At 71.8% G+C, this 11,513-nt stretch carries 10 protein-coding genes and 1 pseudogene; 9 read left to right on the top strand and 2 right to left on the bottom strand.

Features of this window, described 5'->3' with window-relative positions; all coding sequences use genetic code 11:
- Nucleotides 1-31: 31 nt before the first annotated feature.
- The 7 genes and pseudogenes from DVH02_RS15680 to DVH02_RS15650 all read left to right on the top strand — a co-directional run.
- Nucleotides 32-1,057: pseudogene (locus tag DVH02_RS15680) on the top strand (Ig-like domain-containing protein); the annotation flags it as partial.
- A 313-nt stretch (nucleotides 1,058-1,370) separates the two neighbouring features.
- Nucleotides 1,371-2,666 carry a L,D-transpeptidase gene (locus DVH02_RS15675; RefSeq protein ID WP_114624429.1) on the top strand — a complete coding sequence of 432 codons (1,296 nt, stop codon included), beginning with the start codon at nucleotides 1,371-1,373 and terminating at the stop codon, nucleotides 2,664-2,666.
- A gap of 118 nt (nucleotides 2,667-2,784) precedes the next feature.
- The gene (locus tag DVH02_RS15670; RefSeq protein WP_114624428.1) at nucleotides 2,785-3,555 is read left to right on the top strand and encodes an enoyl-CoA hydratase/isomerase family protein; all 771 of its coding nucleotides are present in this window, start codon (nucleotides 2,785-2,787) and stop codon (nucleotides 3,553-3,555) included.
- A gap of 273 nt (nucleotides 3,556-3,828) precedes the next feature.
- Complete coding sequence (locus DVH02_RS15665) at nucleotides 3,829-4,353, top strand: ATP-binding protein (protein ID WP_114624427.1); 525 nt, start codon at nucleotides 3,829-3,831, stop codon at nucleotides 4,351-4,353.
- Between the two features lie 295 nt (nucleotides 4,354-4,648).
- Nucleotides 4,649-5,455, top strand: coding sequence for a polysaccharide deacetylase family protein (locus DVH02_RS15660; protein ID WP_114624426.1), 807 nt, complete (start codon nucleotides 4,649-4,651; stop codon nucleotides 5,453-5,455).
- 8 nt (nucleotides 5,456-5,463) lie between these two features.
- Nucleotides 5,464-6,696 (top strand): YncE family protein, encoded by a 1,233-nt coding sequence (locus tag DVH02_RS15655; protein ID WP_114624441.1) that lies wholly within the window; start codon nucleotides 5,464-5,466, stop codon nucleotides 6,694-6,696.
- A 97-nt stretch (nucleotides 6,697-6,793) separates the two neighbouring features.
- Entirely contained in the window at nucleotides 6,794-7,453 is a 660-nt protein-coding gene (locus DVH02_RS15650) for an ADP-ribosyltransferase (protein ID WP_158575894.1), read from the top strand.
- Nucleotides 7,454-7,728: 275 nt separating this feature from the next.
- On the opposite strand, the gene DVH02_RS15645 is transcribed toward DVH02_RS15650, so the two are convergent.
- Nucleotides 7,729-8,862: a glycosyltransferase gene (locus DVH02_RS15645; protein WP_114624424.1), complete on the bottom strand. Its 1,134-nt coding sequence runs from the start codon at nucleotides 8,860-8,862 to the stop codon at nucleotides 7,729-7,731.
- 221 nt (nucleotides 8,863-9,083) lie between these two features.
- Between DVH02_RS15645 and DVH02_RS15640 the strand changes: the two genes are divergently transcribed.
- Nucleotides 9,084-9,998 (top strand): CopD family protein, encoded by a 915-nt coding sequence (locus tag DVH02_RS15640; protein WP_114624423.1) that lies wholly within the window; start codon nucleotides 9,084-9,086, stop codon nucleotides 9,996-9,998.
- Nucleotides 9,999-10,028: 30 nt separating this feature from the next.
- Here the strand turns inward: DVH02_RS15640 and DVH02_RS15635 are convergent, their stop codons facing one another.
- Nucleotides 10,029-10,490, bottom strand: coding sequence for a MarR family winged helix-turn-helix transcriptional regulator (locus DVH02_RS15635; RefSeq protein WP_233518248.1), 462 nt, complete (start codon nucleotides 10,488-10,490; stop codon nucleotides 10,029-10,031).
- A gap of 109 nt (nucleotides 10,491-10,599) precedes the next feature.
- On the opposite strand from DVH02_RS15635, the gene DVH02_RS15630 reads away from it, so the two are divergent.
- On the top strand, nucleotides 10,600-11,466 hold the full coding sequence (locus DVH02_RS15630) for an NAD(P)H-binding protein (RefSeq protein ID WP_114624421.1): 867 nt from the start codon (nucleotides 10,600-10,602) through the stop codon (nucleotides 11,464-11,466).
- The last annotated feature ends 47 nt before the right edge of the window (nucleotides 11,467-11,513 follow it).

The raw sequence follows: 11,513 nt of genomic DNA, 5'->3' as shown, positions 1-11,513 counted from the left end.
CTGACCCGTTCCAGTCGGCCGTACGGACCCGGTCGAGGTGACGGTGCCCGACGGCCGACTGGAACGGGTCAGGGTGACCCAGATCGAGGACGCCCAGCCGAAGGAGCTGCCCGGACGGATCTCCGAGGACGGCCGCTCCTGGGCGCCCCGGAGCGGGGCGCGGGTCGCGCTCGCCGCCAAGTACAGCGTGGACGCCGTGGCCGTCGACGCCGCGGGCCGCCGCTCGGCCCGGCACACCACCTTCACGACGGCGGTGCCCACGGACCGGTTCATCGGCTACTTCTCCCCGGAGAACCGGTCGACCGTCGGTACCGGAATGATCATCTCCTTCGACTTCAACCGTAAGATCCGGGACCGCGTCGCCGTCGAACGCGCCATCAAGGTCACCGCGGACCCCGAGGTGGAGATCGCGGGCCACTGGTTCGGCGACCAGCGCCTGGACTTCCGGCCCAGGGAGTACTGGGAGCCGGGCACCGAGGTCACCGTCGAACTGGCCCTGCGGGACGTCCAGGCGGCGCCGGGCGTCTTCGGCATCCAGCACAAGACGTTCGCCTTCACGGTCGGCCGCTCCCAGGTCTCCCTCGTCGACGCGGCGAAGCACACCATGGAGGTGCGGCGCGACGGGGATCTGCTGTCGACCGTACCGATCACGGCGGGCGCCCCGAACAACACCACGTACAACGGGAAGATGGTGGTCACCGAGTTGTACGACGTCACGCGCATGGACGGCAGGACGGTCGGGTTCGGCGGCGAGTACGACATCAAGGACGTGCCGCACGCCGTACGGCTCACCACCTCGGGGACGTTCCTGCACGGCAATTACTGGGCGGACTCGGAGACCTTCGGCTCGGAGAACGTGAGCCACGGCTGCGTCGGACTGCGGGACGTCAAGGGCGGTGGCCCCGACACCCCGGCGGGCTGGTTCTTCGAGCGGACCCTGATCGGTGACGTCGTGGAGGTGGTCAACTCCAAGGACCGTACGGTCGCCGCCGACAACGGGCTCGGCGGCTGGAACCTGGACTGGAACCGGTGGCGGGCGGGCTCCGCCCTGCGCTGACCGCCCCGTCGGCCGAGGGCCGTCGGCCGTCGACAGCCGACGGCTGACCGCCTCGCCTCCACCGGCCGTGCCTCCGGTCGTCTTCCCGGCCGCTCCCCGATCGCGTTCTGATCGTTTCCTCCCCGGCCAAATGGGGGCTGAGGGGCCGTCATGCCGCGTTGACCTGCGCCGTCCCGAGCCGGTTGGGACCGAATGGTGACATTCCGCAGGTCTGCGCGGGACCTCCGGTGTGGTTATCTAACGCCGTGCGCGTGCACTGGACGCGCGGTAGTGCGGGCCGTGGCGGGGCCAGGCCGTGCGAGGGGAGACGATCATGGGGAACAAGCTGCCGATATCGGGGGCTTCCGAAGTGCGTCCGGGCGACCGGGGACCGCGCGGAGCACGGGAACGGCGGACCGGGCGCGGACTGCGGCGCACCGGGGCGCCCGCCGCCCTGATGGGCGCCCTGCTTCTGCTGGCCACCGCGTGCGGCGGCGGCGCGAGCGGGGACTCCGGCGAAAGGGACGGCAAGGGCGGCAAGGGCGCGGGGAGCGTCGGGAACACCGCGTCGGTGGCGGTGGTGACGGTCGCGCCGAAGGACAAGGCCGACGACGTGGCCACCACCGGCGCCCTCAAGGTCTCCGCCGCCGACGGCAAGCTGACCTCCGTCAAGGTCGAGGACGACAAGGGCACGGCCGTCGAGGGCAAGGTCTCCGCCGACGGCGCCGCCTGGGAGCCGCTCCAGCACCTGGCCGGGGCCACCAAGTACCGGGTGCACGCGACCGCCAAGGACGCGGACGGCCGCGAGTCTGCCAAGGACACCACGTTCACCACCCTCGTACCGAAGAACACGTTCATCGGGCAGTACACCCCCGAGGACGGCTCCACGGTCGGCGTGGGGATGCCGGTCTCCCTCAACTTCACGCGGGGCATCACCTCGCCCGAGGCGGTGGAGAAGGCGATCACCGTGACGACGAAGCCGTCCGTGCCGGTCGAGGGCCACTGGTTCGGCAACGACCGGCTGGACATCCGCCCCGAGAAGTACTGGGCGCCCGGTACGAAGGTGACGGTCAAGCTCAACCTCGACGGCGTCGAGGGCCGCCCCGGGGTCTACGGCAAGCAGGCCAAGTCGTTCTCCTTCACCATCGGCCGCAGCCAGGTCTCCACCGTGGACGCGAGCGCCAAGACGATGAAGGTGGTGCGCGACGGCAAGCTGATCAAGACCATCCCGATCACGGCCGGCGCCCCCTCGACCACCACGTACAACGGCCAGATGGTCATCAGCGAGAAGTACGCGGTGACCCGGATGGACGGCGCGACGGTGGGCTTCGGCGGCGAGTACGACATCAAGGACGTGCCGCACGCGATGCGCCTGTCCACCTCGGGCACCTTCATGCACGGCAACTACTGGGCCTCCGCGGGCACCTTCGGCTCCGCGAACGTCAGCCACGGCTGCGTGGGGCTGCGGGACATCCGGGGCGGCGGCGACAACGGCACGCCTTCGGCGTGGATGTACAACGCCTCGATCATCGGTGACGTGGTGATCGTGAAGAACTCCAACGACAAGCAGATCGCCCCGGACAACGGTCTCAACGGCTGGAACATGTCCTGGGCGGAGTGGACGAAGTAGTACGGCGGGTACATCGCGAGCGGGCCCGGCACACGGAGAACGACCGTGCGCCGGGCCCCTTGTCGTGAACGGGCGTGAGACCGCCCCCCATTTGCCGGGCGGTCTTAATCTGTGGGGTATGGCCCATGTGAATCTGGAAGTCTCCGGCGGCGTCGGTACGATCCGGCTCGACCGCCCTCCGATGAACGCGCTCGACATCTCCCTCCAGGACCGGCTGCGCGAGCTGGCCGAGGAGGCCGGGCGGCGGGACGACGTGCGCTCCGTGATCCTGTACGGCGGCGAGAAGGTCTTCGCGGCCGGCGCCGACATCAAGGAGATGCGGGAGATGGACCACGCGGCGATGGTGGTGCGCTCCCGGGCGCTCCAGGAGTCGTTCACCGCCGTCGCCCGTATCCCCAAGCCCGTGATCGCGGCGGTCACCGGTTACGCGCTGGGCGGCGGCTGCGAGCTGGCGCTCTGCGCCGACTTCCGGATCGCCGGGGACAACGCGAAGCTCGGCCAGCCGGAGATCCTGCTCGGGCTGATCCCGGGCGCGGGCGGCACCCAGCGGCTCGCCCGGCTGATCGGCCCGTCGCGGGCGAAGGACCTCATCTTCACCGGCCGTCAGGTCAGGGCGGACGAGGCGCTGTCGCTCGGCCTGGTCGACCGGGTGGTCCCGGCGGCCGAGGTGTACGAGCAGGCGCACGCGTGGGCCGCGCAGCTCGCCCGGGGCCCGGCGCTGGCGCTGCGGGCCGCCAAGGAGTCGGTGGACACGGGGCTGGAGACCGACCTGGAGAGCGGCCTCGCGATCGAACGCACCTGGTTCGCCGGGCTGTTCGCCACCGAGGACCGTGAGCGCGGCATGCGGTCGTTCGTGGAGGACGGGCCGGGCAAGGCCAAGTTCCTCTGAGAGCGGACCCGTTGGACACGGAGCGTGCGCGTGTGGGATACGCGGAGTCGTGGCGTCAACTCGGCGACCGACTTAGCCGGGGCTTAAGACGGCCTTAAGTGAATTCCCGTATTAACGCCCGGTGATCATTTTGACGCTCGTCGTTACCGCAGGTCAGAATGGGTGTGTGGGGAACAGCACTGCCAACGGCATATGCGTCGAAGGCCCCCCGGAGTCACTCGTTCCGGGGGGTCGATTCCCCTGGAACGCCCCCGGAAATGGCTCTGTGCGGCCATGATGGGAGACATGGCGGGCCTGGAGGATGTGGAGCAGCCGCGGCAGCGCGGCGGCGCGACCGCTGGGCGGTGGATACCGTCCGGCAAGGACGAACAGGCGCTCAGCGCGCTGGAATTGTTCGGCAATCCGACCGAGGCGGAAGTCCGCTTACCCTCCCGGCCCGAGTCCGCTTCGGCCGCCCGCCGGATCACGCACTCGGTGGTGCTGCGTCAGTGGGCCCTCTCGCCCCAGACCGCGGAGCACGCCGTGCTGCTCGTCTCGGAACTCGTCGGCAACGCCGTACGCCACACCGGGGCGCGGGTCTTCGGGTTACGGATGCTGCGCAGGCGCGGCTGGATCCGGATCGAGGTGCGCGACCCCTCGCGCGGGCTGCCGTGTCTGATGCCGGTGCGGGAGATGGACACCAGCGGGCGGGGCCTGTTCCTGGTGGACAAGCTCTCCGACCGCTGGGGAGTGGATCTGCTGCCGCGCGGCAAGACCACCTGGTTCGAGATGCGGATCGCCGACCGCCAGCCCCCCTGAGAGCCTGTCGGGTGACCTCTGATCGGGCGGCCACGCCCTGGCCCGCACGCTTCCCGCGTTGCCGAAATGCCCTAGTAGCTCCGCTACGAGGACACTCCGGCGCCTTGGAATCGCACGCACCAGACCGCGTCCGCTTTCCGATCGTAGGTCACCCGACAGGCTCTGAGCCGACCCGACGCGTGACGGTCCCGCCCGGAGCGATTCCGCGATCGCACAAAGGCTCCAAAAGGGTCAATCGTTCTCTTTCCCGCTCCTTCCCCCGCGAATTCCCGCGCCTTCCCCCTTAAATGGGGGCGTGATTCCGATCGACCGTCGCAGTGCGCTGCGCGCAGCAGCCGGAGTGGCCGTCACGGGCGCCCTGGCCACCGGCTGTACGGACGGTGCTTCCGACTCCGTACCGCCGTCCGCCGTCCCGTCAGGCTCCCCGTCCGCCACCGGCTCCCGTACCGGCGGGTCGCGCCCCGTCGCCCAGGCCGCCCCCGCGCCCCGGAGGTTCCCCGGCCTGCCCGCCGAGATCGAACACGGCCCGCGCGACCGCCCCGGAGTCGCGCTCACCTTCCACGGCCAGGGCGACCCCGCCACCGCCACCGCCCTGCTGGCCGAAGCGGAACGCGCCGGAGCCCACGTCACCGTCCTCGCCGTCGGCACATGGCTCGACGAACATCCCGCGCTCGCCCGCCGGATCCTCGACGGCGGCCACGACCTCGGCAACCACACGCTGCACCACGTCGACATCTCCGAGATGGACGAGGAGCGGGCGTACGCGGAGATCGTCGGCTGCGCCGACCGGCTGCGGCGGCTCACCGGCTCCATCGGGACCTGGTTCCGCCCCTCGCGCACCCAGCACGCCACCGAGCTGGTGCGGCGGCTCGCCGCGCGGGCCGGCTACCCGCACGTCCTCTCGTACGACGTCGACTCCCTCGACTTCACCTCGCCGGGCGCCACCGCCGTCACGCGCGCCGTCACCGACGAGATCCGCAACGGCTCGGTGGTGAGCCTGCACTTCGGCTACGCGGACACGGTCGCCGCGCTGCCCGCCCTCCTCGACGCACTGAAACGCCGCGGCATGCGCGCGGTGACGACCACGGAGCTGTTGACCTGATGCACCGGATGCCTCCCCCCACCGCCCGGCCCGCGCGCCGCGCCCCCCGTACCGCGCGCGCCTTTCCCGCCACCCGTACCACCGCGCTCGCCCTGACCGCCACCCTCGCGCTCCTCGCGGGCTGCGGCGGCGCCGACGACGGCGCGCGTACGGAGACGGCCGCGACCAAGGCCGCCGCCCGCCCGGCCGTTCCCCGGGTGACGGCGCCCCCGGGACTGCCCGGGATGCCGCCGGTGCAGGACCCCAAGGACATCTACGCCGCCGACCGGCCGGGGATGCTGTCCCCCGTCGTCAAGGGCTTCCCCGCACGGGTCTACGTCCCGAACACCAACTCCGACACCGTCTCCGTCATCGACCCGGCGACGTACCAGGTCATCGACACCATCGACGTCGGCCGCCAGCCGCAGCACGTCGTCCCGTCCTGGGACCTCAAGACCCTCTGGGTCAACAACAACCGCGGCCACACGCTCACCCCGATCAACCCCGCCACCGGCGAGGCGGGCGAGCCCGTCGACGTACACGACCCGTACAACCTGTACTTCACGCCCAACGGCAAGTACGCGATCGTCATGGCCTCGCTCGACCGCGAACTGGTCTTCCGGGACCCGCACACCATGGAGATCAAGAAGACGTTGCCGGTCACCTGTGCGGGCGTCAACCACGCGGACTTCTCCGCCGACGGCCGCTACTTCATCGTCTCGTGCGAGTTCTCCGGTGAACTCCTCAAGGTCGACACGGAGAAGATGAAGGTCATCGGACAGCAGGAGCTGCCCTTCGACGGCGCCATGCCGCAGGACGTGAAGATCTCGCCCGACGGCAGGACGTTCTACATCGCCGACATGATGGCGCACGGCATGTGGGTGCTGAACGGCGACACGTTCACCACCCCCAAGCTGCTGCCCACCGGTGAGGGCTGCCACGGGCTGTACGTCAGCCGCGACTCCAAGGAGATGTACATCTCCAACCGGGGCGAGGGCACCATCTCGATCTTCGACTTCCCCAAGAACCGGCTCACCAAGAAGTGGCACCTGCCCGAGGGCGGCAGCCCCGACATGGGCGGCGTCTCGGCCGACGGCAAGGTCCTGTGGCTGGCCGGGCGCTACGACTCCGAGGTGTACGCGATCGACACCGTCACCGGTAAGCAGCTCGCCCGGATCCCGGTCGGCGGCGGACCGCACGGACTGGCGGTCTACCCGCAGCCCGGCCGCTACTCGCTGGGCCACACGGGAGTCTTCCGCTGACCCAACTCGCCGTGCCCCGGGCAGCGTTCCGCCCGACACGCCCCCGAACGGGTGGCGGTCCACGGCCCGCCGCCGTACGACGTGGAGGGTGCATCCCATGATCGCCTCACGCAACCGGCGGCGGGCCGCCGCGCTCGCCCTGTCCGTCAGCGCCGTACTCCTGACGGCCTCCGCCTCCGCCTCCGCCATCGACACCGCCCCGGACCCGACGGCGGACCCCACGCCCGCCTCCGGCACCTCCGGCACGTCCGAGGCCCCCCGGCCCACCGACCTGTGCCCGTCCGTCACCGACCCGCTGTTCGCCGCGGCGGACCGCGGCGTCGAGGCGGACCGCATCAGCCCGGCACCGGTCTGGCGCGCCGACTGCAAGCAGCTCTACCGCGCGGAGAGCCGGGCGCCCGAGATCGTCTTCGAGCAGGGCTTCCTGCCGAAGGCGCCGCTCACCGGCGCGTACGACGTGACGCAGCACGTCCTGGCGGGCCAGGACTCGCCGTACGTCTCGGCGACCTACGACCACGACCTCTACAAGCAGGGGGCCCCGGTCGGCTTCAACTACTACATCGACGCGCCCGGCGGCATCGATGTGAACAGGACGATCGGCGCCACCCACAAGGCGGCCCACCGTGAGGAGGTCGCCTTCCCCGGCGGTGTCTCGCGTGAGCTGATCGTCGGGGTCTGCCCGGTCGACAAGGCGAAGAAGACCGAGATCATGGCCGAGTGCCAGGACAACCCGCACTACAAGCCCTGGCGTGGTTAGGGACTTTCGTTTGGATCAGGCCGGATGAGGGAGCGGGGTCCGGTGCCGTGGATCGCAAGGCGGAGGAGGGAGCCCACGCGGAGCGTAGGCCGACGGACGACAACGCGGCGAGGCGCGGTGCCAGGGCTCGCGAGCCCGGCATGATCCAAACGAGAGGCCCTGAGGCTTCCGGCAACCAGGGCGCCTGAGCGGGATGTCTCCCTTCAGGCGCCCTTCAGGCGCCCTTCGGACGCCCCGTCACGAGCACGGCTCGGACGGGGCGGCCCAGCACCCCGCTACGGACGCGTGATCTCCGCGATCACCGTGGCCGCCGGGGGAAGCGTGGCGATCTCGGCCGCGATCTCCTGGGCCCGGTGGCGGTACTCGCCCCGCTCCAGCACCGCGGCCACGGCCGGAGAGATACCGGCTGCCGAGTCGACGGTGATCGACGTCCCCGACGCGGCGGCGCGTGCGGCGTTGATGGGCTGGTCGGCTCCTTGGGGCCAGAGCACCATCGGGAGGCCGTGCGCGAGGGTGCCGACGACCGAGCCGACACCTCCGGCGCCGACCACCAGGTCGACCTTTTCGAGCAACTGGCCCAGCGGAACGAAGGGGACGTAGCGCACACCCGCCGAGTCGGCTCGGTCCGCCTGGTCCGCGGTGGCGTGCCTCAGCGACGAACCCAGCGTGGCGATCACCTGGGCGCCGGTGTCCGCGACCGCCGCCACGGCCGCGGAGAGGGTGTCCGGGTCGGAGAAGATCGTGCCCAGCGTGACGAGCACCGTCGGCTTGTCGTGGTCGCCGAAGTCGGGCAGGTCGAGCGTGACGTCCTTCGGCCGGCGGTGCGCCTGCGGCCGGACCGCCCGCACCGGTCCGACGGGGGACCACTCCGGGTCCTGCAGCTGCCGCGGGCACGGGTCGAGGTAGCTCAGGGCCGCGACCGGGGAGAGGCTCAGCCGGTCGTACCGGGCCGAGGCCACGCGGTCGATCTCGTCGGTGATCACCGCGGGCAGCGCGGGGCCGATGCCCGCCCTGTGCCAACCGACACCGAGCCGAGCGGCGACGAGCGGGCCGACCGCGTCGAACGGCTCGGCGATCACCAGGTCCGGAGCCCATCGGGTGGCCTGATCCACGCTCTCCTCGACAGCGAGATCGACACGGGAGCCGCCGAAGATCTCACCGATGGTCGTGGGCGTCGGATGGAAGACGTCGGCGCCGGTGCGGACGGCCGCGTCCTCGGAGAACACCTCCGGCATCACCCCCGCGTCGAGGAACTCCACCTCCGGGGGAAGCTCCTCGGCGACCGCGGCCCGGAACCCCGCGCTCGACAGCAGCCCTACGGCATGGCCGTCGTCGACCGCCGCCTGCATGAGCGGGACCAGGGGAAGTATGTGACCAAAGGCGGGGGTTGCGCTGAACAGCAGCTTCATGGACGTCCTCACGCTCTCGTAACTCACTATAGCGACCGTGCTTTACGTACGTTATACCCTGTCACTTTCCGGGTGTCCGGGGGCTCCGGTCTCCTCCGGGCCCGCGTACGGCATTCGCCGTACTCACGTTGCCGAGTGTCCTTTCGGGATATGAGGATCCACGGGTGACAGTCCAGGACCAGTCCGTTGAGGACGCCGGTCGCTCCGTACCCCGCGGGGGCATGCGTGCGGCGGGTCTCGCCGCCGGGGCCGCCCTGCTCGCGCTCCTCGTCGCGCTGTTCGGCGCGGGTCTCGCCGCGCGGGGCACCGGAGAGCTGCGGATACCCGGGGCGGGTGCGACGACCGTCCTGCGCGTCGCCGTCTTCGCCGCCCTCGCGCTCCACCTCGGGGAGCTGACAGGCGTCGCGGTGGCGCGCGGCGGCCCTCTCCCGCGCGGCGGCCCTCTCCCGCGCGGTGGGGCGCTGGCCGCCGCGCTCACCGGAGCGGGCGCCTGCGCCGGACAGATCGTGCTGCTGGCCGCCGTCAGCGGACTCGACCTGACCGAGGTGTACGGCACGGTCGAGGGCCGCCTCCTGCTCGCCATGGCCAACGCCTTCCTGCTGGCCGCCGGATGCGTGGCGCTGAACCGCCCGGCGTGGGCCGTGCTGCCGCTCGCCGTGGTGGTCGGCGCCGAGGCGCTGCGGGCGCACCCCGAGCCGTACACGCCCCTGTTCGGCGCCGCGCTCACCGTCGTCCACCTCGGCGCCGCCGCCGTGTGGACCGGCGGGCTGGCGCACGCCTTGCGCACCATGTGGCTGCGGCGCGCGGACCCGGCCGGTGCGCGGCGGGTGCTGGCGCGTTACGCCCGGCTCGCGGGCCGCCTCTTCGCCGCGCTCGTCGTCACCGGCACGCTCTCCACGCTGCGCAGGCTGCCGGTGGACGTGGTCCTCGGCACGGCCTACGGCCGCGTCCTGATCGCCAAGCTCCTGCTGGTCGCGGTGGTCGCCGGTCTCGCCCTGGCGGCCAGGGCCCGGCTGCGCGGCGGGGCGGACGCCACCGGCCCCGCGCGCGTCGAGCTGGCCGTACTCGTACTGGTCCTGCTGGTCTCCGCGATCCTGACGGTCGTTCCCGACCCGCACTGGCTCAGCGCGCGGTGAACCCCCTGCTCCCGCCGCCGCCGGGGCCCGTCAGCCGCCGGTCAGCCCTTCGGCGGCGTCGCGCCCGGCGTCGGCGATGCGGCGGAGGAAGACGGCGAGCCGCTCCAGCTCGGCGTCGTCGTAGTCGGCGCAGATGCGCTCCACCGAGGAGTTCATCCCGGCGAACAGCTCCAGCAGCTCGGCGTTGCGCTCGCGCAGGGCCCGCACCAGAAAGGCCCTGCGGTCCGCCGGGTCGCGTTCGCGGGCCACCCAACCGGCGCGTTCGAGCCGGTCGAGCACTCCGGTCGTCGTGGCCGCGTGCAGCCCGGCCCGTCGCGCCAGGGCGGTCGGGCTCAGTGGGCCGTGGGCGTTGATGAGGTCGAGGCAGTCCAGGTCGATGTCCTTGAGCCCGAGGCGGGTGCCGACCCGGCGGTTGAGCAGGGCCAGCTCGGCACCCAGCTCACGCAGTCCCTGCTTGACCTCGACCGTGGCCCGCCGTCGCCGCCGCGCCACGTCATCAGGTTCTACGGGAATCATAATGTACGCCTCTCGAATTATTATGCTACGGTTCTCGTATATTACGGCAACGGAATCACCGGGGCCGGAGTGGAAGGGTGTCGGCATGTTCGTGGTGATCGGAGCGACCGGGATCGTCGGACGTGAAGCGCTGGACCTGTTGCTGGCGGCGGGCCACGAGGTGGCGGCGGTCACCCGCGACCCGGGCGCCGCCCTGCCCGGTGGGGTGCGGATCGTGCACGGGGATCCGCGCGCCACCGGGCAGGGCGGCCTCACGGCATTGCCGAACGGGGTTGAGGCCGTCCTGCTCAGCACGCGCGCCGTCGGCGGAGCCGCCGCCGAGGTACTGGCGCTGGCCGAGGCGCGCGGCGCCCGGCGGGTGGTGGTGCTGTCGTCCGCGACAGTGGAGCACCCCGCCGGGCACCGGCGGTTCGCCGACGAGTTCCGGGCGGTGGAGGGGGCCGTCCGGGACTCCGGCCTGCGGTGGACGTTCCTGCGCTGCGCCGACTTCGCCGCCAACGCGCTGGCCTGGGCTCCGCAGATCCGTGCGACCGGTGTCGTACGCGGTGCCCACGGCGCCGCGGTGACCTCGCCGATCCACCAGCGCGACATCGCGGAGGTGGCCGTACGGGCGCTGGTGGACCGCGAGGGCGCGGCGCACGCGGGGCGCGCGCATCTGCTCACCGGACCGCGGCCGCTCGACCAGCGGGACAAGGTCCGCCTGATCGGCGAAGCCGTCGGCCGGGACCTCTCCTTCCAGGAGCTGGATCCCGAACAGGTCCGCCGGGCCATGCTCGCCCAGGGTCTGCCCGAGGACGTTCCCGAGCGGCTCCTCGGCTCCCTGGCCGACTACGCGCGCACGCCGGGCCCGGCCACGGACACCGTGGAGAAGCTCCTCGGCCGCCCCGCCCGCACCTTCGCCGCGTGGGCCGCGGAGAACGCCGCCGCCTTCACGGCCCCGGCCCGCTCATGAGCGCCGGAGGATTCCCCACCGCGCCAACGGGCCCGGGGCCGCGCCAA

This window comes from Streptomyces corynorhini (assembly GCF_003346515.1).
Taxonomy (GTDB): Bacteria; Actinomycetota; Actinomycetes; order Streptomycetales; family Streptomycetaceae; genus Streptomyces; species Streptomyces corynorhini.
The sequence above is the reverse complement of the archived record's forward strand: the minus strand, read 5'-3'. Positions and strand labels throughout refer to the sequence as shown.